General features: G+C 73.1%; 12 protein-coding genes. 8 read left to right on the forward strand and 4 right to left on the reverse strand.

Annotated elements, in window-relative coordinates:
* Positions 1 to 21: 21 nt before the first annotated feature.
* The gene (locus ACWC5C_RS29560; RefSeq protein WP_450880286.1) at positions 22 to 1,260 is read left to right on the forward strand and encodes a cytochrome P450; all 1,239 of its coding nucleotides are present in this window, start codon (positions 22 to 24) and stop codon (positions 1,258 to 1,260) included.
* A gap of 76 nt (positions 1,261 to 1,336) precedes the next feature.
* Here ACWC5C_RS29560 and ACWC5C_RS29565 read toward each other — a convergent pair whose 3' ends face one another.
* On the reverse strand, positions 1,337 to 2,914 hold the full coding sequence (locus tag ACWC5C_RS29565; protein ID WP_450880288.1) for an MFS transporter: 1,578 nt from the start codon (positions 2,912 to 2,914) through the stop codon (positions 1,337 to 1,339).
* 86 nt (positions 2,915 to 3,000) lie between these two features.
* On the opposite strand from ACWC5C_RS29565, the gene ACWC5C_RS29570 reads away from it, so the two are divergent.
* Positions 3,001 to 3,597 (forward strand): TetR/AcrR family transcriptional regulator, encoded by a 597-nt coding sequence (locus ACWC5C_RS29570; RefSeq protein ID WP_450880290.1) that lies wholly within the window; start codon positions 3,001 to 3,003, stop codon positions 3,595 to 3,597.
* A 1-nt stretch (position 3,598) separates the two neighbouring features.
* Here ACWC5C_RS29570 and ACWC5C_RS29575 read toward each other — a convergent pair whose 3' ends face one another.
* A complete protein-coding gene (locus tag ACWC5C_RS29575; protein ID WP_450880292.1) occupies positions 3,599 to 5,110 on the reverse strand; it encodes an AMP-binding protein in 1,512 nt (503 codons plus the stop codon).
* 134 nt (positions 5,111 to 5,244) lie between these two features.
* Here ACWC5C_RS29575 and ACWC5C_RS29580 point away from each other — a divergent pair, with 134 nt between their 5' ends.
* Positions 5,245 to 5,481: an acyl carrier protein gene (locus ACWC5C_RS29580; protein WP_385446444.1), complete on the forward strand. Its 237-nt coding sequence runs from the start codon at positions 5,245 to 5,247 to the stop codon at positions 5,479 to 5,481.
* Between the two features lie 15 nt (positions 5,482 to 5,496).
* Here the strand turns inward: ACWC5C_RS29580 and ACWC5C_RS29585 are convergent, their stop codons facing one another.
* Positions 5,497 to 6,438 carry an ACP S-malonyltransferase gene (locus tag ACWC5C_RS29585; RefSeq protein ID WP_450880294.1) on the reverse strand — a complete coding sequence of 314 codons (942 nt, stop codon included), beginning with the start codon at positions 6,436 to 6,438 and terminating at the stop codon, positions 5,497 to 5,499.
* 221 nt (positions 6,439 to 6,659) lie between these two features.
* On the opposite strand from ACWC5C_RS29585, the gene ACWC5C_RS29590 reads away from it, so the two are divergent.
* The 5 genes from ACWC5C_RS29590 to thiO are packed head-to-tail and all read left to right on the forward strand — an operon-like array spanning position 6,660 to position 22,721.
* On the forward strand, positions 6,660 to 8,288 hold the full coding sequence (locus ACWC5C_RS29590; protein WP_450880296.1) for an AMP-binding protein: 1,629 nt from the start codon (positions 6,660 to 6,662) through the stop codon (positions 8,286 to 8,288).
* A 55-nt stretch (positions 8,289 to 8,343) separates the two neighbouring features.
* Positions 8,344 to 18,933: an SDR family NAD(P)-dependent oxidoreductase gene (locus ACWC5C_RS29595; RefSeq protein ID WP_450880298.1), complete on the forward strand. Its 10,590-nt coding sequence runs from the start codon at positions 8,344 to 8,346 to the stop codon at positions 18,931 to 18,933.
* Entirely contained in the window at positions 18,930 to 19,493 is a 564-nt protein-coding gene (locus tag ACWC5C_RS29600; protein ID WP_385446441.1) for an FcoT family thioesterase, read from the forward strand. Before ACWC5C_RS29595 ends, ACWC5C_RS29600 begins: the two co-directional genes overlap by 4 nt.
* Positions 19,494 to 19,521: 28 nt before the next feature.
* Complete coding sequence (locus ACWC5C_RS29605; protein WP_450880300.1) at positions 19,522 to 21,627, forward strand: type I polyketide synthase; 2,106 nt, start codon at positions 19,522 to 19,524, stop codon at positions 21,625 to 21,627.
* Entirely contained in the window at positions 21,624 to 22,721 is a 1,098-nt protein-coding gene (thiO, locus tag ACWC5C_RS29610) for a glycine oxidase ThiO (RefSeq protein WP_450880302.1), read from the forward strand. Before ACWC5C_RS29605 ends, thiO begins: the two co-directional genes overlap by 4 nt.
* Positions 22,722 to 22,789: 68 nt before the next feature.
* On the opposite strand, the gene ACWC5C_RS29615 is transcribed toward thiO, so the two are convergent.
* Positions 22,790 to 24,616, reverse strand: a 1,827-nt coding sequence (locus ACWC5C_RS29615; protein ID WP_450880304.1) for an acyltransferase domain-containing protein, incomplete at its 5' end; no start/stop codon positions are given.

Here is a 24,616-nt window from a genome sequence, read left to right on the forward strand (position 1 = left end):
ACACCGAGGAGAACGCCTCACATGACCACCGAAGCGACCCCGACCGCCCAGCAGGCCGACGAAGCGCTGATCGCGCTCATCTCGCCGCCCTTCCCCGCCGACCCCTTCCCCCTCTACGAGACGCTGCAGTCGGTGAACCGGGTCCACAACGCCGCCGCGCTCGGCGTGTGGGTGATGTCCGGGTACGAGGAGGTCACCGAGTTCCTGCGGCTGCCCGACGTCCAGAGCGGCGCCCGCGCCGCCACCCAGATGCGCGAGGACTGGGCCGACCACCTCTCCCTGCGCATGTACCTGAACTCGATGGTCACCCTCAACCAGCCCGACCATGGCCGTATCCGTGGCCTGGCCGCTCGCGTCTTCACCCCCAACAAGATCAAGAAGATGCAGCCCGCGGTGGAACGGCTGACCGCCGGGCTCATCGACGGGCTCATCGAGCGGTCCGACGGCGGCGAGCCGGTCGACCTTGTCGACCTGCTGGCCGTGCCGTTCCCGGTCGCGGTCATCAGCGACATGCTGGGCCTCCCGTTCGAGGACGGCAAACACCTGTGGAAGCTGGCCGACGACTGGTCACACGTGTTCTCCGGTCTCTACACCGATGAGGACCTGGTGCGGGCCGACGCCTCGGCCGAGGAGCTGGCCGGGTACTTCCGTGAGGTGATCAAGAGCCGCCGCATCAACCCGCGCGAGGATCTGATGTCCTCCCTCGTCCAGGAGGCCACCAACGGCCGTCTCGACGAGGACGAGCTGATGGCGCTCATCCTGTTCCTGTTCACCGCGGGCTTCGCGGCCACCACCAACCTCGTCGCGACCGGTGTGCTCGCGCTCCTCGACCACCCCGATGAGCTGAACCGGTGGCGCGCGGACAAGAGCATCACGCCGTCGGCCGTCGAGGAATTACTGCGCCACACCACCCACACCACCGCGGCGAGCCGGGTCACCACCCGGCCGGTCACCATCGCCGGCGAGAGCATCCCTGAGGGGGTGCTCGTCCTGACCCTGCTCGCCGCCGCCAACCGCGACCCGCGCCGCTTCCCCGACCCGCACCGCCTGGACCTGACCCGCGACAACGGCCCCCACCTGAGCTTCAGCGCCGGGGCCCACTACTGCTTCGGCGGCAGCCTCGCCCGCATCGAGGGCGCCGAACTCTTCCCGAAGCTGATCGACACGTTCCCGAAGATCGAGCAGGCCGGTACGCCCGAGCGCCGCGCCGTCATGGGCCTGACCGGCTACACCACGCTCCCGGTGACCCTCGGCCGCTGACGGCCCCTTGGGCCACGTACGTACGGAGTCCCTGCCGCGACCGTCGCCGCAGGGACTCCGTACGTACGCCAGCTCCCTACTCCGGGCTGGACGCGGGCGTGGGCTCGGCCTTCACAGAAGGCCCGGCCGGTGCGGCCGTGGGGATCGCGACGTGGCGCATCAGCAGTACGGCGCCCACGGCACCCACCAGCATCACGGCCCCGGCCACCACGGCGCCGACGTTCATTCCGCGCGTGAACGCCTCCCCGGCGACCTGGAGAAGCGGCTCGCTCGCGTCGTCGGGCAGGTGCTTGGCCACCTCCGCCGCGCCGCCGAGGGAGCCCTGCGCGGCGTCGGCGGCCTCGTGCGGAAAACCGGACGTCGCGTCGGCGACATCGCGGGTGTAGATGGCGGAACCGATGCTGCCCAGGAGCGCCACGCCGAGCGCCCCGCCGAGCTGGTTGCTGGTCTCCGGCAGCGCCGAGGCCGCGCCCACCCGCTCCGGTGGCGCCGCGGAGACGATGAGGTCGGCGGTCAGGGGGATCGCCATGCCCACCCCGGCCGAGATGATCGTCGCGCCGACCACCGCGAGAGCCAGGCTCGAATCGGCGCGCAGCTGCGTCATGACGGCGAATCCGATCGTGGCGATGACCATGCCGACGCCGATGATGTACCCGGGGCGGATCGACTTGGCCAGCACGGCGGCCACCGATGTCGTCACCGCCACCGCCAATGGCGCGGGCAGTGTCCATAGCCCGGCCTTCAACGGGCTCAGCCCGTAGACCAGTTGGATCCACTGGGTGGAGAACAGCAGGAAGCCGACCATGGCGAACAGGGCCACCAGGTTGACGCCGATGGACGCGCTGAACCCCCGGTCGCGGAAGAGGCTCAGGTCGATCAGCGGATTGGCGGCCGAGCGCTGGCGGAGGAAGAACAGCACACCGATCACGACCCCGGCCGCCGTGATGGCCGCGTACGTCCACGCGAAGCCGTCGTCGGCGAGTTCCTTGATGCCGTAGATGACCGGGAGCACAGTGCCCAGCGACAGCGCGGCGCCGAGCAGGTCGAAGCGGCCGGGGCGCGGGGCGCGGTACTCCGGCAGCAGCAGCGGGCCCAGCACCAGGATCACGGCCATGACCGGGATGTTGATGAGGAAGACGGATCCCCACCAGAACTTCTCCAGCAGCAGCCCCGACACGATCGGACCCAGTGCCGCGCCGCCCGAGAGACCGGCCGTCCAGATGGCGATGGCGGTACGGCGCTCGGTGGGATCGTGGAAAATGTTGCGGATCAGCGCCAGGGTGGAGGGCGCGAGCACGGCTCCGGCGACGCCCAGGACGGCCCGCGCGGCGATCAGCAGCTCGGCGCTGCCCGCGTAGGCGGCGGCCAGGGACGCCGCGCCGAACACCACTGCACCCATCATGAGCAGCAACCGACGGCCGATGTGGTCGCCGAGGGTGCCCATGGTGATGAGCAGCCCGGCGAGCATGAACGCGTAGATGTCCACGATCCATAACTGCTGCGTGGCGCTCGGTTCCAGGGACGCGCTCAGGAACGGCAGCGCGAAGTACAGGACGGTCATGTCCATCGACATCAGAACGACCGGGACGACGAGGACGGCAAGGCCGATCCAGTCTTTCCGGCTTGCCCGTTGGGGACTCATGGCCTCACTCATGGCCGTGACTATAGATTTGTATAAGTGAAGTGTCTAGGACGCTTGTCCAAGACAGATCTCAGGGCGGTGCGATTAGACTTCTCCGCATGGGACACCGAGAAGACCTGCTGGTCGGGGCGAAGCGCTGCCTGTACGAGAAGGGGTACGCCCGTACCACCGCGCGGGACATCGTCGAGGCGTCCGGCACCAACCTGGCCTCGATCGGCTACCACTACGGCACCAAGGAAGCCCTGCTCAACGCCGCCATCATGGAGGCGCTGGAGGAGTGGGCCCAGGAGCTGAAGAGGGCCGTGGCCGATGTGGGGGACCTGCCCGACGATCCGATCGGGCGGTTCGAGCGGGCCTGGACCCGGGTGATCGAGCTGTTCGAGCGGCACCGCCCGGTGTGGGCCGCCCAGTTCGAGGCGATCTCCCAGATCGAGCATGTGCCCGAGGTCCGCAGCTTCATCGTCGACGCGCAGCAGCAGGCCCAGAAGGGTCTGGTCGAACTCCTCCTGGGCGGTGAGCAGTTGCCCCCGCACACCGAGGCTGCGGTCGGGCAGTTCTACCACGCGCTGCTCAGCGGCGTGATGATGCAGTGGGTCATCGACCCGGAGCACGCCTCGACGGGCGCTTCGCTCGCCGAGGCGCTGCGTACGGTCGTGGAGGACGCCCGCCGCTTCGGGTCGGGGATGGCCGTCTGACCTACCTGCCCTCCGACGTGGCGGCCGCCTCGCGGGCCAGCCGCCCCCGGTCCACCTTGTGGTTGGCGTTCAGCGGGAACTCCGCCACGTGCCGGAACACCTTGGGCACCATCGGCTCCGGCAGCTGCGCGGCCAGCTCGCGGCGCAGCGCCACCGGTGGCACGCGGTCACCGGTGTAGTAGAGGACGAGTTCCAGTCCGCCACCGGGCGCCGGGCGGGTCACGGTGGCGGCGTTCTGTACGCCCGCACACCGCCGGACGACATGGTCGACCTCGGCCAGCTCGACCCGGAAGCCCTGGATCTGCACCTGGGTGTCCAGGCGGCCGAGGTACATCAGCTCGCCGTCGTCCAGCCGCCGCACCCGGTCGCCCGTCCGGTACCAGCGGCGGCCGTCGCGCTCCAGGAACCGGCCCTCGTTGTCCTCGGGGTCCAGATAGCCGGGGGTCATCTGCGGCCCGGTGATACATAGTTCGCCCTCGACCGCCGACTCGGTGTCCCCGTCGAGCAGCAGATGGTCATGGCCGGGGTGCACCTCGCCGATCGGCACGACACCGTTCACCGCCCGGCTCGGTGAGGTCTCCGGCGACCAGCGGTGGCCGGTGATGGTGACGGTCAGCTCGGTAGGGCCGTACAGGTTCTCGATCCGCGCGTTCGGCGCGGCGGTCTGCCAGGCGGCGGCGTCCTCGCACAGCAGCGCCTCGCCCGCGAAGAAGGTCCACCGCAGCGTGGGCATCGACCCGGGGGTCAGACCGCCCATCCGCCGGATGAACGACGTGCCGCTCGGGGTGGAGAACCATACGGTCATCCGCCGCTCGGCGAGGAACGCGGGCAGGTCACGGTGGGCCGCCGGGGGAATGGCGTGCACCGGCGCCCCACGGCCCCAGGCGCAGAACAGCTCGAACATCGCGCAGTCGAAGTTGAGCCCCACGTTCTGGCAGAACACATCGCCGGGGCCGAAGTCATAGCGCCGGTCCAGCAGGCTGAAGTAGTGGTCATTGGCCCCGTGGGTCATCGGCACCCCCTTGGGGCGGCCCGTCGACCCCGAGGTGAACAGGATGTACGCGATGTCGGACGGCCGCACGGCCACCGGCGCGTCCAGTGGGGGAGTGGCCTCGTCCTCTTCCAGGACGGGCAGCTCCAGCTCGGTTTCGGCGAGCGCGGCCCGGCCGACCGGATCGGCGATGACCGTCGACACCCCCGCAGCGGTGAGCATGCGGCGGGTGCGCTCGGCGGGGAACCGTGGATGGAGCGGTACGAGGGTGGCGCCCGCGTACAGCGCCGCCAGCATCCCCGCGTACGCGGTCAGGCTCTTGTCCGCCAGGACGGCGACGGCGTGCGGCCCCTGCGGGGCCCGGGCCAGCAGCGCCCCCGCCCGGCGCAGCGCCAGTTCGTGCATCGCCTCGTACGTCAGCGTCTCGTCGTCCACGCGGATCGCGGCCCGGCCGGGCGACAGCGCCAGGCCGCGCAGAAACCGTTCGTGCAGACCATGTCCGGGGGCGGGTGAATCGATCATTGTCCTTCCTCCGGGAGAGAAAAGGGGTGGATAGGGGTGCCGACTCGCGGGAGGCAGGGCCTAGGTTGGCCGCGACGCCGACTATTTCGGCAGCCGGTAATTCAGTGAAGGTCAGGAAAAACAGGGGAGCGCGCATGTGGGACGAGTCTTTCGGGCAACTGCTCCGCAAAAACCTTCCTTTGCTGGAATCGGGCGATGAACTCACCGCCGATCTGAGCCTGCGTGACTTCGGCCTCGATTCCATGGGAATGGTCGCGCTGCTGTCCTCGCTGGAGGACATGTACGGCGTCCGTTTCGTCGACGACGCGCTCAACGACGACAACTTCGCCACCCCCGCCACGCTGTGGAAGACCGTGGAGGCCATGCGCTGACGCGATCCCGTCCGCTCATGCGATCGCGCTGCGCCGGCGCGGTCGCATGGCCGTCTCCGGCCGCACCGCCACCACCTCGAACGCCTCGGTCATGACGTCCACCCGGCCCCACAGCCCGTCCTGCCCGGTGACATGCACCCGCTCGACGCCCAGCCCCTTGAGCGTGTCGACGACGGACGGCCAGCGCACCGTCCGGGTCACCGCGTCCAGCAGCAGCGTCCGCACCCCCTCGCCCGTCCGCACCAGCGACCCGTCATGGTCGGAGACGACCGGGATCCCGGGGTCGCGGAACGGGACGTTCACGGCGACCTCCGCCTCGATCCGTGCCCGCAGCGCGCCGAAGACGGCCGAGTGCATCGGCGGCCGCATGACGTACAGCGGCAGGCCGCCGACCGCCTTGAGCCGTCGCTGCAGCCAGTCCACCAGCTCCTCGCGCACCGACAGCATGTGGAAGTCGTGGTCGACGTGGCAGGCCACCTCGTTCCACTCGCCGCGCGCGTCCAGCTCGGCCCGGATCTCGGCCAGCTGCTCCGGCGGGACGCGGGCGAACGACTGGGCGACCAGGTCGCCGTGCTCGCGCGCGAAGTACGCGTCCACCAGGCGGCCCTGTTCGGCGGTCATCGCCACGGCCTCGGCGAACGACAGCGCCCCGGCGAACACGGCCGCCGCCGTACCGCCGAAGCTGGCACCGGCGCACGCGACCGGCGCCACGTCGTGCTCGGCGACCGTCCATTCGGCCAGCGCCAGGCAGGAGACCAGGAAGGCGACCCGGGCCGGTTCGGGGAACGCGCCCTGGTCGCCGCGCGCCTCGGCCTCCCGGTACCGGTCGATCAGCGAATAGCCCAGGGCCCGGTCCGCCTCGGCGACCAGCCGCCGCGCCACCGGATGCACCGCCAGGAACCGCGCCGAGTCGGCGAACCGCGTCGGGCCGATTCCAGGAAAGACAATCGCCGACATATTCTCGCTCTCCCTTTTGTCACGCTCGTCGCGTGTGCATTCTAGAAGCTCAAAAGTCGATCTATTGTTTCCGGCCAGTCTTGTTGGCCCCCGGTACCGGCATAACCCCTAACGCCCCCTAGTTCAGGGGTGGGCGGGCGAGAGTTCTTGTGGGCCGTAAAAGGGCCCTGTTAGAAACAGCCTGGCATTTACTGGGAAGGCCCGAATCGGAAGGGTGGCGCATGAGCCCGAAGCGCATGAGCCCCAAGCGCATGAGCCCGAATGGAGCGCGTCCCGCCCGGGCGCACGCATCGGTGGACAACCTGCGGACCTATCTGCTGGCCGCCGCCCGGCGGGCCCCCGACCGGCCCGCCGTGATCCAGGCGGCGCCGGACGGCGGTCTGGAGACGGTCACCTACGGCGAGCTGGAGCGGCGTACCGACGCCTGCGCCGACGCGCTCGACGCGCTCGGCCTCGACGTCGGCGACCGCGTCATCCTGGAGTCCGACACCGACGCGGACGCCGTGGCCACGCTCCTCGCCTGCGCCACCCTGGGGCTGCCGTTCACCCCGGTCAGCCCCGAGACCCCGGACGAACGGCTGCTCACGATCATCGACAGCGCCGAGCCCGCGCTGTACCTCCAGTCCGCGCGCGGACAGCGCACCGGCATCCCCGCGACGGTCGGCACCGCCCGCTTCGGCGCGGACGGGCTCACCGTGGAGCGGCCGCCCGCGCCACGTGTCCGCCGCCGCCGCGCGGTCACCCCCGGCGACACCGCGTACATCACCTTCACCTCGGGCACGACGGGACGGCCCAAGGGCGTGGTCATGAGCCACCGCGGGGTCATCGCGTTCCTGCGCGGCGCCGAGGCCGCGGAGCTGATCACGGCCGAGGACCGGGTGGCGGGCACCGCGCCACTGCAATTCGACTTCGCGCTCTTCGACATCGGGTTCGCCCTCAGCCACGGCGCCGCGCTGGTGCCCGTACCGCGCGACCGGCTGGGCTGGCCGCGCCGCTTCCTGTCGTTCCTGCGCGACACCGGAACGACCCAGGTCGACGCCGTCCCCTCGGCGTGGCGTCCGGTGCTGCGCCACGAGCCCGAACTCCTCGCCGAGCTGGGCGAACACGGCACGCTGCGGCGCATCGCGTTCTCCGGGGAGGACTTCCCCCTGGACGAACTGCGCGCCCTCCAGGGGCTGTTGCCGAAAGTGCGCTTCACCAACGGCTACGGCGCCACCGAGACGATGGCCGCGTCCATCACCGAAGTGCCCAACCCGCTGCCGCCCGGCACCGAACGCCTGTCGATCGGCTACGCGGTGGCGGGCGCGGAGATGATGCTCATCGGGCCCGGCGGCCGTCCCGTGGACGAGCCCGGGGTGCTCGGCGAGATCTATCTGCGCACCCCGTCGCTGTTCTCCGGCTACTGGAACGACCCGGAGGCCACCCGCGCCGTCGTCGTCCCCGACCCGCTCGACCCCAGGTCGGGGCAGCCGGTGTTCAAGACCGGCGATCTGGCCACCATGGGACCGGACGGCGAGCTGTACTTCCACGGCCGCGCCGACTCCCAGGTGCAGATCCGTGGCAACCGCGTCGAACTGGGCGAAGTGGAGCGCCGTATCGGCGAGTTCACCGGCATCACCGGCGCCGTCGCGATGCTGCTGCCGCGCACCGACGACGACCCGGTGCTGCACGCGTTCGTCACCCGCGCCCCCGAGGGGCCCGCGCCGGACACCAAGGACATCATCGCGTTCTGCCGCGCCGCGCTGCCCGGCTACATGATCCCGCAGGGTCTGCACGTGGTGGACGCGTTCCCGCTGACCGTCAACGGCAAGGTCGACCGCGCCGCCCTGACCGCCCTCGCGGCGACCTGAGCACCTTCACCGCCCTGATCGCCTCCCTGCCTCTTCTTCGTTGCGGAGTATGCACATGACCGAGCAGTCACAGGCCGCGATGCTGGAACTGGTGCTGACGCAGGCCGCCGCCGTGCTGCGGGCCGCCGACCCCGACGCCTACGGGGACGGGCCCACCGACGTGGCGGCCGACCGCCCGTTCCTGGCGGAGGGCCTGGACTCGCTCGGCCTGGTCCAGCTGCACCGGCGGCTCACCGCCGAACTGGGGGTGGAACTGCCCGTCACCATCGGCTTCGACCACCCGACCCCGGCCGCCCTGGCCCGCCACCTGGTGGCCGTGGTGCACGGCACCGCCACCGGGCCCGCCCCGGACGAAGCGGCGCCCACCGCACCCGCCGTGTCCGACGAGCCGATCGCCATCGTCGGCATCGGCTGCCGCTTCCCCGGCGGGGTGACCTCGCCCGAGGACCTGTGGCGGATCCTGGCCGACGGCACCCATGTGCTCACCGACTTCCCCGCCGACCGTGGCTGGGACCTCGACCGCCTCTACGACCCCGATCCGTCCGCCACCGGCACCAGCTATGTGCGGCGCGGCGGATTCCTGCCGGACGCCGCCGACTTCGACGCCGACTTCTTCCAGATCAACCCCAAAGAGGCGCTGGCCATGGACCCCCAGCAGCGGCTGCTGCTGGAGACCTCCTGGGAGGCGCTGGAGCGCGCGGGCATCGACCCGGGCCGACTGCGCGGCACCCCCTCGGGCGTGTTCATCGGCGTGGAGCCGCACGAGTACGGGCCCCGCACCCACGAGGCCCCGGACGGCCTCGACGGCTATGTGCTGGGCGGCAGTCTGCCCAGCGTGGTGTCCGGCCGCGTCGCCTACACGCTCGGCCTCGAAGGGCCCACGCTCACCGTCGACACCGCCTGCTCCGGTTCGCTCACCGCCCTCCACCTGGCCGTACGGTCCCTCCAGCGCGGCGAGTGCGGGCTGGCGCTGGCGGGTGGTGTCACCGTCATCTCCAGCCCCGGTACGTTCACCACCTTCAGCCGCCAGCGCGGCCTGGCCCAGGACGGGCGCATCAAGGCGTTCGCCGAGGCGGCGGACGGCACCTCGTTCGCCGAGGGCGCGGGCGTGTTCGTCCTGGCCCGCCTCACGGACGCGCTGCGCGACGGCCACCCGGTGCTCGCCGTGATCCGGGGCACCGCCATCAACCAGGACGGCGCCAGCAACGGCCTCGCCGCGCCCAACGGCCTCGCCCAGCAGCGCGTCATCCGCCAGGCGCTCGCCGACGCGGGCCTCGTCCCCGAGGAGGTCGACGCGGTCGAGGCGCACGGCACCGGCACCACGCTCGGCGATCCCATCGAGGGCCAGGCCCTGGTCGCCGCCTACGGACGCGGCCGCTCGCCCGACAACCCCCTGTGGCTCGGTTCTGTGAAGTCCAACATCGGCCACACGGGAGCCGCGGCGGGGGCCGCCGGGATCATCAAGATGGTCCAGGCGATGCGGAACCGTACGCTGCCCCGCACCCTGCACGTGGACGCGCCGACCCCGCACGTCGACTGGTCGGAGGGCACCGTACGGCTCCTCACCGAGCCCGTTCCGTGGGAGGGCACGGACACCCCGCGCCGGGCCGGGATCTCGTCGTTCGGCGCGAGCGGCACCAACGCCCACGTCATCATCGAAGAGCCGCCGACCCTCGTAGCGGACGACCCCGAGCCCCCCGAGGCCGACCGCCCCGCCACCGACTGCCCCGTCCCCGTCGTCCTGTCCGCGCAGGGGGACGACGCCCTGCGCGCCCAGGCCGCCCGCCTCCTGACCGTCGTGGACGAGGCGTCGCCGCTGGACATCGCGTACTCGACCGCCACCACACGCGCCGCGCTGCGCCACCGCGCCACGGTCGTCGCCACCGACCGCGACCAGCTGCGCCGCGCCCTGACCGCCCTCGCCGAGGGCGCCACCGCGCCCGGACTGCACACCGGTACGGCACGGGCCACGGGCCGGACCGCGTTCCTCTTCACCGGCCAGGGCAGCCAGCGCCCCGGCATGGGCCGCCAACTCGTCCGCGCCTTCCCGGTGTTCGCGCGGGCGCTCCAGGAGGCCGCCGACCACCTCGACCTCCACCTCGACGAACCCCTCGGCGAGGTGCTGTTCGCTGAGCCCGGCTCGCCGCAGGCCGAACTCCTCCACCAGACCCGGTACGCGCAGGCGGCCCTCTTCGCCGTCGAGACCGCCCTGTTCCGGCTGCTGGAGTCGTGGGGCGTGGCCCCCGGCCTGGTCGCCGGACACTCCATCGGCGAGATCGCCGCCGCGCACGCCGCCGGGGTGATGTCCCTGGCCGACGCGGCGCTGCTGGTCGGGGCGCGCGGCACGCTGATGCACGAACTGCCCGGCGGTGGCGCGATGGTGGCGGTCCAGGCCGAGGAGGCCGAGGTCGTCCCGTATCTGACCGAACGGGTCGGCCTCGCCGCCGTCAACGGCCCCTCCGCCGTGGTGCTGTCCGGGGAGGCCGACGCCGTCCTCGCCGTCGCCGCCCGCTTCGCCGAGCAGGGGCGCAAGACGCGGCGGCTGCGCGTCTCGCACGCGTTCCACTCACCGCTGATGGACCCCATGCTGGACGACTTCCGCCGGGTCGCCGAAACCCTGACGTACGCGCCGCCGCGCATCCCGGTGGTGTCCACCCTGACCGGCGAGGTCGGCGCCGTGTTCGACGCCGACTACTGGGTGCGCCACGTCCGCGAGCCGGTGCGGTTCGCCGATGGCATGCGGCTGCTGGAGGCCCACGGCGTCACCACCTACCTGGAGCTGGGCCCCGACGCCGTCCTGTCGGCGATGGGGCGCGACTGCCTCGCCGACGACGGCCCGGACACCGCGTTCGCCGCGCTGCTGCGCGACGGACACGACGAGGAGCGGCAGGCCGTCACCGCGCTCGGCGTGGCGCACGCCCAGGGCGCCGCCGTCGACTGGGACCGCTTCTTCGCGGGCCGTGGCGCCCGCCGGACCGCGCTGCCCACCTACGCGTTCCGGCGCAAGCGGTACTGGCTGGACGCCGGGAGCGGCCCGGACACCATCGGGCACCCGCTGCTGGACACCGCCGTCAGCCTCGCGGGCGTCGACGGGCTGGTCCTGACGGGCCTGCTGTCCACCCGGTCCCAGCCGTGGCTGGCCGACCACGTCATCGCCGGTGTCGTCCTCGTCCCCGGCACCGCCCTGGTCGAGCTGGCCGTACGGGCCGGGGACGAGGCGGGCTGCGGTGTGGTGGAGGAACTCACCCTGGAGACGCCGCTGTCGCTGACCGGGGACGCGGCGGCGGAGGTCCAGGTCGTCGTGGGCGCGCCGGACGCGGCGGGCCGCCGTACCGCCGAGATCTACTCGCGCCCCGCGCGCAGCGAGGAGAGCTGGACCCGGCACGCCAGCGGGGTCCTGGCCGAACACGGCGAGGGCGCGGCGGCCGACGGGGCCGTGTTCGCGCAGTGGCCACCGGACGGTGCCGAGCCGATCGACGTCGACGGCCTCTACGAGCGCCAGGCCGCGCAGGGGTACGGCTACGGGCCCGCGTTCCAGGGCGTGCGCGCCGCGTGGCGCCGGGGGGACGAGGTGTTCGCCGAAGTCTCATTGGACGAGGCGGGCGCCGACCGGTTCGGGCTGCACCCGGCGCTCCTGGACGCCAGCCTGCACGCCGCCGAAGGGCCGGAGGACGACGGCCAGGTGCGGCTGCCGTTCGCCTGGCTCGGCTACGAACTCCACGCCGCCGGCGCCACCGCCGTACGTGTCCATCTGCGCCGGACGGCCACGGACGAGGTAGCGGTCGAACTGGCCGACACCACCGGGGCGCCGGTGGCCACCGTACGGTCCCTCGTCCAGCGGCCCGTGCCGCTGAACGGTGTGCGGTCCGGGGCACGGGACGGGGCGCTGCTGCGCGTCGAATGGACCGGGATCCAGGCCCCGCAGGAGCCGGGCACCACGGCCGCCGGGGAATTCGACCTCGCGTACGTGCCCGCCACTTTCCCCGGCGCCCCCGCCGAGGCGGCGCGCGAGGCCACGCTGTACGGCCTGAAGCTCATCGAGGGCGCGCTGCGCGACGACACCCGGCTGGCGATCGTCACCCGTGAGGCGAAGGGCGACCTGACGCTGGCGCCCCTGTGGGCGCTGGTGCGCTCCGCCCAGGCCGAGAACCCCGGCCGGTTCGTCCTCGTCGGCACCGATCGCGACGTACCCGAACCCGAGATACGCGCCGCCCTGACCACCGGCGAAACCCAACTCGTCCTGCGTGACGGTGCGTTGTTCGTACCGCGCCTGGCGCGTACGCCGATGCCGGACACCCCGTGCCCCGTCGCCTGGGACCTGGACGGCACGGTGCTCATCACCGGCGGCACCGGAGGTCTTGGCGGTCTGGTCGCCCGCCACCTTGTCCGCCGGTACGGGGTGAAACACCTGCTGCTCACCGGGCGGCGCGGCCCGGACGGCCCGGGAGCCGCCGAACTCGCCGCAGAGCTAAGGGCGTTGGGCGCCCACGCCACCGTGGCCGCGTGCGATGTCGCCGACCGCGCCGCCCTGGCCGCGCTGCTGGAGGCGATCCCCGACGAGCATCCGCTGACGGCCGTCGTCCACGGCGCCGGAGTCATCGACGACGGGCTCGCCGGATCGCTCACGCCCGAGCAGGTCCGTACCGTCTTCCACGGCAAGGCGGACGGCGCCTGGCATCTGCACGAGCTGACCCGGGACCGCCCGCTGGCCGCGTTCGTGCTGTTCTCCTCGGCGGCCGGGACCCTGGAGTCGGCGGGTCAGGGCAACTACGCCGCCGCCAACGCCTTCCTCGACGCGCTCGCCGAACACCGCGCGGCCCACGGCCTCCCGGCCACCTCCCTGGCGTGGAACCTGTGGGCGGGCGACGCGGGCATGGGCGCCCGCCTGGACGAGGTGACCCTGCGCCGCGCCGCACGCTCCGGGCTCCCCGCCCTCGGCTCCGACGAGAACCTCGCCCTCCTCGACCAGGCCCTCACCTCCGGCGCCCCGGCCCTGGTGCCGCTGCGCCTCGACGTGCCCGCGCTGCGGGCCCGCCCCGACGGCATCCCGCCCATGCTGCGCGGCCTGGTCCGCACCCCCGCCCGGCGCACCGCCGCCGCCACGGCCGTGGGTGGCCCCGGTGGCGCGCTGGCCGACCGGCTGGCCGGGAAACCCGAAGCCGAACGGGCCCGGATCGTCCTCGACCTGGTGCGCGCGCAGATCGCCGTCGTCCTCGGCCACGACAGCGGCACCGCCATCGACCCCCGCCGCGCCTTCACCGAGCTGGGCTTCGACTCCCTGGCCGCCGTGGAGCTGCGCAACGCGCTCGGCGAGGCCACCGGGCTGCGGCTCACCTCCACCCTGATCTTCGACCACCCGACGCCGGGCGACCTCGCCGACCATGTACTGGAAAAGGTGAGCGGCCTCGACAAGGTGAGCGGCGCTGTACCCGCCGCCACTCCGGCGCGGACCACCGCACGGGCCTCGGCGGACGAGCCCATCGCGATCGTGGCGATGGCCTGCCGCTACCCCGGCGGTGTCACCTCGCCCGAGGAGCTGTGGCGGCTGGTCGCCGACGGCACCGACGCCATCGCCGCCTTCCCCGAGGACCGGGGCTGGCACACCGAGGAGATCTACCACCCCGAACCCGGCAGACACGGCACCACCTCCACCCGCGAGGGCGGATTCCTCTACGACGCCGCCGAGTTCGACCCCGCCTTCTTCGGCATCAGCCCCAAGGAAGCCCAGGCGATGGACCCGCAGCACCGCCTGCTGCTGGAAGCCGCGTGGGAGACCCTGGAGCGCGGCGGCATCGACCCGCTGTCCCTGAAGGGCAGCGCCACCGGAGTGTTCGCCGGGGTCATGTACCACGACTGGGCGCCGCCCTCAGGCTCGGTCCCCGAAGACCTCGCGGGCTTCACCGCAGGCGGTGGCCTCGGCAGCGTCGCGTCCGGCCGCATCGCCTACACCCTCGGCCTCCAGGGTCCGGCCGTCACCATCGACACCGCCTGCTCCTCCTCCTTGGTGGCCATGCACTGGGCGATGCAGGCGCTGCGGCAGGGCGAGTGCACACTCGCGCTGGCCGGTGGCGTCACCGTGATGGCCACGCCCGAGACGTTCATCGGGATGAGCCTGCAAGGGGGGCTCGCCGCCGACGGCCGCTGCAAGGCGTACGGGGCGTCCGCCGACGGCACCGGCTGGGGCGAGGGCGCGGGACTGCTGCTGCTGGAACGGCTGTCGGACGCCCGCCGCGCCGGACACCCGGTACTCGCCGTGATCCGTGGCTCGGCCGTCAACCAGGACGGCGCGTCCAACGGCCTCTCCGCCCCCAACGGCCCCGCCCAGCAGCGGGTGATCCGGCAGGCCGTAGCGGCCGCGGGGCTGACGCCCGCCGACATCGACGCCGTCGAGGGCCATGGCACCGGCACCACCCTCGGCGACCCGATCGAGGCGCAGGCGCTGATGGCCACGTACGGGCAGGAGCGCGGCGCGGACGGCGCACCGCTGTGGCTCGGGTCGGTCAAGTCCAACCTGGGGCACACCCAGGCCGCCGCCGGAGTCGCGGGCGTCATCAAGATGGTGATGGCGATGCGGCACGGTGTGCTGCCCCGCACCCTCCACGCCGACACCCCCTCCCCGCACATCGACTGGGACGAGGGCGCCGTCGAACTGCTCACCGAGGCCAGGGAGTGGCAGGTCGGCGGCCGCCCGAGGCGGGCCGCGGTGTCCTCGTTCGGCGTCAGCGGGACCAACGCCCATGTAGTTCTGGAGGAGGCGCCGCCACCCGGCGCGAGGGAACCGCGCGGCGAGCGGCCCCCGGCCGTACCGCTGACCGTGTCGGCGGCGTCCGCCGAGGCGCTGCGCGCCCAGGCCGCCCGGATCGCCACCCAGCTGCGCGACCGACCGGACACCGACGCCCTGGATGTGGCCGCCTCGCTCGCCCGTGGCCGCGCTGCCCTGGAACACCGGGCCGTGATCGTGGACGGCGACCGCGACGGACTCCTCGCCGGGCTCGACGCGGTGGCGGCCGGAAAGACGCCCGCCACCGTCGTCCAAGGCGTGCGACGGGGCGATCCGCGCGCCGTGTTCGTCTTCCCCGGGCAGGGCTCGCAGTGGCCCGGCATGGGCGTGGCCCTGCTGGAACACTCCCCGGCCTTCGCGACCCGCCTCGGCGAATGCGCCAAGGCCCTTGAACCGTACGTCGATTGGGATCTGCTCGACGTGCTGCACGGCGCGCCGGGCGCACCGCCCCTGGAGGACGTCGACGTCGTCCAGCCCGCGCTGTGGGCGCTGATGGTGTCGCTGGCCGAGGCGTGGCGCGCCGCCGGGGTCGAACCGGCCGCCGTGGTCGGCCACTCGCAGGGCGAGATCGCCGCCGCGTGCGTGGCCGGTGCGCTGTCGCTGGAGGACGGCGCGCGCGTCGTCGCGCTGCGCAGCCGGATCATCCGCCAGGACCTGGCGGGCCGGGGCGGCATGATGTCGGTGGCCCTGCCCGCCGACCGTACGGCCGGACACCTGGCGGACTTCGGTGGCCGCCTCCAGCTCGCCGTCATCAACGGCCCCGCCTCCGTCGTGGTGTGCGGCGAGCCGCAGGCCCTGGACGAGCTGCGGGACCGGCTGGACGGCGAGGGTGTCCAGACCCGCCGCATCCGCGTGGACTACGCCTCCCACTCGGTGTTCGTGGAGGAGATCCGCGACCGGCTGCTCACCGAGCTGACCGGCCTCACCCCGCGCACCTCGGCCATCCCGTTCTACTCCACCGTCACGGCGGGGCAGTTGGACACCGAGGGTCTTGACGCCGCGTACTGGTACACCAACCTGCGGCAGACCGTCCGGTTCGAGGAGACGACACGGGCACTGCTCGCCGACGGCTTCGAGATCTTCGTCGAGGCCAGCCCCCACCCGGGCCTGCTGGCCGGGCTCGGTGAGACCGCCGAATCGGCCGAGGTGGCCGCCACGCTCGTCGGCACCCTGCGCCGCAACGCCGGTGGCCCGCGCGAATTCCTCACCTCGCTGGCCGAGGCGTACGTACGGGGCGCCACCGTCGACTGGGAAACCGCGTTCGCCGGAACCGGCGCCCACCGCGTCGACCTGCCCACCTACCCGTTCCAGCGCAAGCGCTACTGGCTGCCCGCGCCCGAACACACCGGCGACGCGCGCGGCATCGGCCAGCTCCCCGCAGGCCACCCGCTGCTGGGCGCGGCGGTGCCGGTCGCCGGGGCCGGGGGAGTGCTGCTCACCGGACGGCTGGCGCTCGCCACGCAGCCGTGGCTGGCGGACCACGCCGTGGGCGACACCGTCCTGTTCCCCGGCTCCGGCTTCGTGGAACTGGCCATCCGGGCAGGTGACGAGGTGGGCCGGGGACGCGTCGAGGAGCTGACGATCGAGGCGCCCCTCGTCCTCCCGGCGCGTGGCGGCGTGGCCATCCAGGTCGTCGTCGGTGCCGACCTGCGCACCGTGGCGATCCACTCGCGGCCCGACGACGCCCCCGCCGACGCCCTCTGGACCCGCCACGCACAGGGCACCCTCGCCGACGCCGCACCGGAACCGGCGCCCGACCCCGCGCCCTGGCCACCGCCGGGCGCCGAACCGGTCGACCTGACCGGCTTCTACGAGCCGCCCTCCGCCGAGGGGCCCATGTACGGCCCTGTTTTCCGGGGGATGCGGGCCGCCTGGCGGTCCGGCGACGAGGTGTACGCGGACATCGCGCTGCCCGAGCAGGCCGCCACCGAGGCCCCCCGCTACGGGCTGCACCCGGCCGCGCTCGACGCGGCCCTGCACGCCACCGCGCTGCTCGCCACCGACGACGGACGGGTCACCCTCCCGTTCGCCTGGACGCGGATCGACCTGCACGCCTCGGGAGCCGCCGCGCTCCGGCTGCGGATGACCCGGCTGGGCGAGGACGAGGTGGCGCTGCGCCTCACCGACACCTCGGGCCGCCCCGTCGCGTCCGTCGACTCGCTCGTCCTGCGCCCGATGGCCACGGGCCACCCGGCGGACACGTCACACGACGCGCTGTACGAACTCGCCTGGGCGCCCGCTGTGTTGGGCGGGGCCACCCCGGCGCGGACCGTCGTACACCGCTGCGCGGGCGGTACGACGGCCGAGGCCGTCCACGCCGCGACCACGGCGGCGCTGGGTGTCCTCCAGCCGTGGCTGGAGGAGGACCCGGACGATGACGCCACGCTGGTGGTCGTCACCCGGGGTGCCGTGTCGGTCGACGGTGAGGACGTCACCGATCTGGCCGGGGCCGGGGTCTGGGGGCTGGTCCGCAGCGCCCAGACGGAGAACCCGGGGCGCGTCGTCCTCCTCGACCTCGACCCCACCGACACCGTGGATACCGAGCCCGACCTCGGCGCGGCGGTGGCCACCGGCGAAGCACAGCTCGCGATGCGCTCGGGCACTCTCCACCGCCCGCGCCTGACCCGCGCCTCGACCTCCGGAGACCGTCCCGCCACCACCTTCGGTGATGGCACCGTGCTCATCACCGGCGGCACCGGCACCCTCGGCGCTCTGGTCGCCCGCCACCTGGTCACCGCCCACGGCGTCACCGACCTGCTGCTCACCAGCCGCCGGGGCCCCGGAGCACCCGGCGCCGACGGCCTGGCCGTAGACCTCACCGCGCTCGGCGCTCGCGTCGACATCATCGCCTGCGACACCGCCGACCGCGACGCGCTCGCCGCCGTGCTGGCGGACCGTACCCTCGCCGGAGTCGTGCACACCGCAGGCGTCCTCGACGACGGGATCATCTCCTCCCTGACACCCGAGAAGATGGCCACGGTGATGCGCCCCAAGGTCGACGCGGCGCTGAACCTCCATGAACTCACCGCGAACCACGACCTGTCGGCGTTCGTGCTGTTCTCGTCCGCCGCCGGCGTCACCGGAGGCGCAGGGCAGGGCAACTACGCCGCCGCCAACACCTTCCTCGACGGCCTCGCCGCCCACCGGCGCGCCCATGGCCTGCCCGCGCAGTCGCTGGCCTGGGGGCTGTGGGAGGTGGCCAGCGGCATGACCGGCGCACTGGACGCCGCCGACCTGGCGGGCATGCGGCGTGACGGCGTCCTGCCCATCGCCTCCGACGAGGGCATGGCGCTGCTGGACGCCGCCGGGGCGCTCGACCGGGCGTTCCTGGCGCCCGTACGGCTCGACCTGACCGGGCAGCGCCGCGCCGATGTGCCGTATCTGATGCGCGACCTGGTACGCGGCCCGGCCCGCCGCGCCGTCGACCCCGCCGCCACCGCCACCGAACCCGCCGAGAACCTGCGCGACCGGCTCGCCCGCCTCACCCCCGCCCGCCGGGAACAGGCACTGCTGGACGTCGTCCGCACCCGGGCCGCCGCCACCCTCGGCTTCGCCGACGCCGACGAGGTCGACGCCGAGCGGTCGTTCCGCGACATGGGCTTCGACTCCCTCGCCGCCGTGCGGTTCCGCAACGCGCTCGGTGAGGCCGTCGGGGAGCGCCTGCCCGCGACGCTCGTCTTCGACCACCCGACCGCCCTCGTCCTGACCCGCCATCTGCTGGACGAACTGGGCTTCAGCGACCCGGAATCCACACCGGACTGTCCGGAGCCGGGCCCGGACACGGAAGACCGCACCGCGGCGATCCAGAACATGAGCCTGGCCGAACTCCTCCGCACCGCGCAACGATCAGGAGACCCGACATGACCCGGTTGCTCGACGACACCGACCAGCGCGTCTACCCCACCGACGAGGAACTGCTGCACCGCGTGCTCACCCCCTACCGGGCCAAGCGGTGTGAATACCTCACCTCGGCGGCGGTCACGGTGGAGGGCGACCCCCTCGACGGCGGACGGCTCGGCGCCGCCTGCACCTTCCTGATCCCCGAGTCCTGCTACATCGATGACACCGGCCACTTCAACTCGGTCGAGTTCAACATCTGCTTCAACCAGATGGCCTACTACCTGATGGCCAAGTCGGTGAAGGAATCGCTCGTCGCGCCCTTCTCCCGGTGGACACTGGAGCAGTTCTGGACCCGGCAGCTCGCGGACGTGTTCATCACCGATTTCCGGAGCACCTTCCGCACCGCCATGAGCGGCCGCCACTTCCGTGGCGAGATCGAGATCGCCGACATCGCCGAATGGGACGCCAACGATCTGCGCGACGCCCTGGTGATGCTGCGGACCCGCTGCCGCTACTGGGACGAGCAGGGCGGCGAGAGCCATGGCGAGATCGCCGCCGCCATCACCAACCCGCCCGAAAACTGACCCGCCCGGCCCCGCGGAGGAAGCCACCATGAGCAACCCGGAACGGCCAGAGCTTCCCCAGGAAGCCCGGCAGGTCGACATCGCACACATCTACCGCCGTCTCGCCGACCGTGGCCTCCCGTACGGGCCTGCCTTCCGCGGCCTGCGCGCCGTGTGGACGGACGGCGAGGAGGTCCACGCCGAGGCCCGCCTCGACGACGCCGCGTCCGGCGGCGAGGGCGACTACCACCTGCACCCGGCGCTCTTCGACGCCGCGTTGCAGGCCGCCCTCGTACCGGACCTCGACCGCGACGACGCCACCTTCCTGCCCTTCGCGCTGCGCGGCGTACGGCTCCACAAGGCGGGCGCGCGGCAGGTCGGCGTCCACGCCCGGCCCGGCGAGGGCGGCGTCTCCCTGGCCCTGACCGGCGACGACGGTGAACCGGTCGTCACGGTCAAGACCCTCGTACGGCGTCCCGTCACCGCCGACCAGCTCGACGCCGCGACGCAGCGCACCCAGCTGCTGCGCGTCGCCTGGAAGGCCGTCGAGCAGCCGTCGGCCGCCGCCGACCAGCGGCGCTGGGCGTTCCTCGGCACCGACCACATCGGCGTCACCGGCGCCCTGAAGTCCATCCGCCGCTCGTTCGACTCCTACCCCTCGCTGGCCGCCCTCGACTCCGCGCTCCGCGACGGCGCGCCCGTACCCGACGTGGTCGTGGTGTCCTGCACGGACCAGGACTCGCCCGTGCGCTCGGCCGCCCAGCGCGCCCTGATGCTCGTCCAGGAGTGGTCGGCCGACACCCGCCTCTCCGGCGCCCGCCTCGTCCTGGTCAGCAGCGGCGCCCTCGTGACCCGTGCCCAGGAGGACCTGTCCGACCTGCCGGGCGCGGCCGTGTGGGGGCTGCTGCGCAGCGCCCAGTCGGAACACCCCGGCCGCTTCGTCCTCGTCGACGTCGACGACCCCGAGGACTCGGGCCGCGCCCTCCTCGCCGCCGTGGCCTCCGGCGAACCGCAACTCGCCGTGCGCCACGGCGCCCTGTTCCGGCCGCGCCTCGTCCGCTGCCCGCCACCACCGGGCCGTACGAGCCTCACCGGCACCGTCGTCATCACCGGCGGCACCGGTGCGCTGGGCCGCCTGGTCGCCCGCCACCTGGTCACCCGCCACTCCGTCCGCCACCTCGTGCTGCTCAGCCGCCGAGGCCCGGACACCCCCGGCGCCGACGAACTGACCGCCGAACTCACCGCGCTCGGCGCCCGCGTCGACCTCATCGCCTGCGACGCCGCCGACCGCCCGGCACTCGAACGCGCCCTGGCGGCCATCCCCGCGCCCTCCGCCGTCATCCACACCGCGGGCGTGCTGTCCGACGCCACGGTCGACACCCTCACCCCGCGCAGGCTCGACGCGGTGCTGCGCCCCAAGGCCGACGCCGCGCTCCATCTGCACGAGCTGATCCGCGACCCGGACTGCGCGTTCGTGGTGTTCTCCTCCGTCGCCGGGCTCACCGGCAACGCGGGGCAGGCCAACTACGCCGCCGCCAACGCCGTCCTCGACGCCCTCGCCCACCACCGCCGCACCCTCGGGCTGCGCGGCACCTCCCTCGCCTGGGGGCTGTGGGAGAGCGAGGGCGGCATGGGCTCCGAGCTGTCCGCCACCGACCTCACCCGCATCAAGCGCTCCGGCTTCGCCCCGCTCGGCCACGACCAGGGCCTGACCCTCTTCGACGCCGCCCTCGCCGGGGACGAGGCCGTGCTCGCGCCCGTACGGCTGAACGAGTCGGCCCTCACCGGGTCCCTCGCCGGAAACATCCCATCCGTCCTCGCCGACCTGGCGCCCGCCGCGACGCCCCGGCCCACCGCGACCGACACCCTGCGGGCCCGTCTGGCGACCCTGCCCGAGGCCGAACACGACGAGGCCGCCCTGGAGTTCGTCCGTACGGCGGCCGCCATCGTGCTCGGCTACGACAGCCCCGACGACATCGACCCCGGCCGGGAGTTCCACACCATCGGCCTGGACTCCATCGGCAACCTCGAACTCAGCCGCCACCTGTCCGCCGCCACCGGACTGCGGCTCCCCGCGACCCTCACCTTCGACCATCCGACCCCCGCAGACCTCGCCACCCATCTGCGGCGCATCGTCCAGGAGAGCGCATCATGAACATCGTTGTTGTCGGCGGAGGCGTCATCGGCCTCGCCACCGCCTGGCGGGCCCTGCGCCACGGCGTCACCGTCACCGTGATCGACCCGGCCCCCGCCACCAAGGCATCCCACGCGTCGGCGGGCATGCTTCCGCCGAGCAGTGAGCAAATCGACGGCGTGACCGACCTGCTGCGGCTGTGCCTGGACTCCCGCGACCTCTGGCCGTCCTTCGCCGCCGAGCTGGAGGAGTTCGCCCCCGCCGGTTTCCGGCGGGACGGCGTCCTGGACGCCGCCTTCGATGAGGACGCCCTCCGCAAGCTCGACTACCAGCAGTCGTTCCGGGAGTCGCTCGGCATCCGCAGCGAACGCCTCACCCCCGAGGAGTGCGCCAAGCTCCAGCCCGCCTTCGCCCCCACCCTCGGCGGCCTGCTGGGCCCCGACGACGGCGCCATCGACCCCCGCACCCTCAACGCGGCGCTGCTCACCGCCATCGAAGCCCTCGGCGGCACCATCATCCGCCGCCGCGCCATCCGGGTCGCGCACCACACCGTCACCCTCGACAACGGCGACGCGGTGCCCTTCGACCGCGTCGTCCTGGCCGCCGGGTGCTGGACCCACCACATCGGGGGACTCCCCGAGGCCGCCATCCCGGAGATCCGCCCGGTCAAGGGCCAGATCCTGCGTCTGCACTCCGAACCGCCCCTGCTGGGCGTGACGTCGCGCGCCCTCTCCAAGGGCGGGTCCCTCTACCTGGTGCCCCGGCTGGACGGCGAACTCGTCGTCGGCGCCACCTACGAGGACCGCGGCTACGACGAGACCGTCACCGCCGACGGCGCCAGCGGCCTGCTGGCCCGCGCTGCCGAGGTCATCCCCGGCGTCGGCGCCCTGCGCTTCTCCGAGATCAGCGCGGGCCTGCGCCCCGCCTCGCCCGACGCACTCCCTCTCATCGGCCCGACCGCCGTCCCCGACGTCCACCTGGCCACCGGCCACTTCCGCATGGGCGTCCAGCTCGCCCCCATCACCGCCGAGGCCATGGCCGCCTACCTCACCGACACCACCCCACCCGCGTCGGCGGCGCCGTTCACCCCGCTGAGGCTGACAGCCGCGGCCTGATCAGCACACACGGAGAGGGCCGGACACCGATCGCGGTGTCCGGCCCTCTCGGCGCGTACGCGGGACGGTCAGGGGACCGGTACGGGGGCGCTCAGGTGGCCGGTGGCGTTCTCGGTCCAGGAGTGGTCCCCTTCGGAACGGGACCTGATGGTGAGGGCGCGGCCCGTGGCCGGGTCGTCGGGGCCGACGATGACCTGGAGCAGCGCGGCGCCCTGGGAGCCGAAGGTGACGGGCGCGTTCAGGACGAGTTCCGCTATCTCGTCGGTGCCCACCGCGTGGGCGGCGTGGAACGCCAGCTCGACGAAGGCGGTGCCGGGCAGGATGACGGTCCCCATCACGATGTGGTCGCCCAGCCACGCGTGGTCGGCCAGCGTCACACGGCCCGTGAACAGGCGGCTGCCGTCCGGGAGTTCGGTGGCCGTGGCGAGCAGCGGATGCGCCGCGGGCTCCAGGCCCAGGCCCGCGGGTGAACCGGCGGGGTCGGGGGCGCCGAGCCAGTAGCGGCGGCGCTGGAAGGCGTACGTGGGCAGGGCGACACTCCGGGCCCCGCGCTCTTCGAGGAAGCCTTTCCAGCCAACGGCCACGCCGGACGCGTGCGCCTGGGCCAGGCCGCTGATCAGGCTGGTCGGCTCGTGGTGACGGGGGCGCAGCAGCGGTACGGCGGCGGCCTCGGGCAGCGCCTCGCGGGTGAGCGCGGTGAGCACGGCGTCGGGTCCGATCTCCAGATACGTGGTGACGCCCTCGTCGTGGAGTGCGGTGAGGCCGTCGTGGAAGCGGGTGGTGCCGCGGATGTGCTCGGTCCAGTAGGTGGCGTCGAACGCGGCGCCGATCTCCCCGCTCACGGTGGACACCAGGGCGATGCGGGGCGCGTCGTAGGTGAGGGGCCCCGCTACGTGACGGAAGTCGGCGAGGACCGGGTCCATATGGGGCGAGTGGAAGGCGTGGCTGACGGTGAGGCGGCGGGTGCGCCGTCCCTGGCCGGAGAACTCCTCGGCGATGGCGGTGACGTCGCTTTCGTCGCCGGAGATGACGACCGAGCGGGGTCCGTTGACGGCCGCGATGCCGACGCGTTCGGTGAGATGCGGGGTGACTTCGTCCTCGGTCGCCTCGACGGCGATCATGGCGCCACCCGGAGGCAGGGCCTGCATCAGAGCGCCACGGGCCGCGACCAGGCGGCAGGCGTCGTCCAGGGTGAGGATTCCGGCGGTGTGGGCGGCGGCGATCTCACCGATGGAGTGGCCGATGAGGTGGCTGGGGGTGATGCCGAAGTCCTCGGCGAGGAGCCGGGTCAGGGCGGTCTGGAGCGCGAACAGGGCGGGCTGGGTGTAGCGGGTCTGGTTCAGGAGCGTGGGGTCGTCCGCGAAGATGACGTCTTTGAGGGCCACGTCTTTGAGAGGGAGTTGGGCGTCGAGGTGGTGGTCGAGGGTGGCGCAGACCTCGTCGAACGCGTCGCGGAAGGTGGCGTACGTGTCGTAGAGCCCTCGGCCCATGCCCGGGTGCTGGGCGCCCTGGCCGGTGAAGAGGAACGCCACCTTCTTGGTGCGGGGCCGGGTGGCGAGCGTGGCGGGGCCGGGGTCCTGGGCGAGGGTGTGGAGCTGGGCGAGGAGTTCGTCGCGGGTGGCACCGACGACGGCGGCGTGGTGCTCGAAGGTGGCGCGGGTGGTGGCGAGGGTGTGGGCGATGTCGGTGGGGTGGAGGGTGGGGTGCTGGGTGGTGTGGTCGAGGAGGCGTTGGGCCTGGTCGCGGAGCGCCTGTTCGGTCTTGGCGGAGAGGAGCCAGGGGACGGTGGTGGTGTCCCTTGGGGTTTCCGGGGTGGGGGTGGCGGGGGCTTGTTCGAGGATGAGGTGGGCGTTCGTGCCGCTGATGCCGAAGGACGAGATGGCCGCGCGGCGGGG

Source organism: Streptomyces sp. NPDC001700 (genome assembly GCF_053596435.1).

Excerpts from the sequence above, each read along its gene's own strand:
- ACWC5C_RS29590 (WP_450880296.1), top strand. The coding sequence starts at position 6,660 with ATGAGCCCGAAGCGCATGAGCCCCAAGCGCATGAGCCCGAATGGAGCG.
- thiO (WP_450880302.1), top strand. The coding sequence starts at position 21,624 with ATGAACATCGTTGTTGTCGGCGGAGGCGTCATCGGCCTCGCCACCGCC.
- ACWC5C_RS29585 (WP_450880294.1), bottom strand. The coding sequence starts at position 6,438 with ATGTCGGCGATTGTCTTTCCTGGAATCGGCCCGACGCGGTTCGCCGAC.
- ACWC5C_RS29565 (WP_450880288.1), bottom strand. The coding sequence starts at position 2,914 with ATGAGTGAGGCCATGAGTCCCCAACGGGCAAGCCGGAAAGACTGGATC.
- ACWC5C_RS29600 (WP_385446441.1), top strand. The coding sequence starts at position 18,930 with ATGACCCGGTTGCTCGACGACACCGACCAGCGCGTCTACCCCACCGAC.
- ACWC5C_RS29580 (WP_385446444.1), top strand. The coding sequence starts at position 5,245 with ATGTGGGACGAGTCTTTCGGGCAACTGCTCCGCAAAAACCTTCCTTTG.
- ACWC5C_RS29595 (WP_450880298.1), top strand. The coding sequence starts at position 8,344 with ATGACCGAGCAGTCACAGGCCGCGATGCTGGAACTGGTGCTGACGCAG.
- ACWC5C_RS29575 (WP_450880292.1), bottom strand. The coding sequence starts at position 5,110 with ATGATCGATTCACCCGCCCCCGGACATGGTCTGCACGAACGGTTTCTG.
- ACWC5C_RS29560 (WP_450880286.1), top strand. The coding sequence starts at position 22 with ATGACCACCGAAGCGACCCCGACCGCCCAGCAGGCCGACGAAGCGCTG.
- ACWC5C_RS29605 (WP_450880300.1), top strand. The coding sequence starts at position 19,522 with ATGAGCAACCCGGAACGGCCAGAGCTTCCCCAGGAAGCCCGGCAGGTC.
- ACWC5C_RS29570 (WP_450880290.1), top strand. The coding sequence starts at position 3,001 with ATGGGACACCGAGAAGACCTGCTGGTCGGGGCGAAGCGCTGCCTGTAC.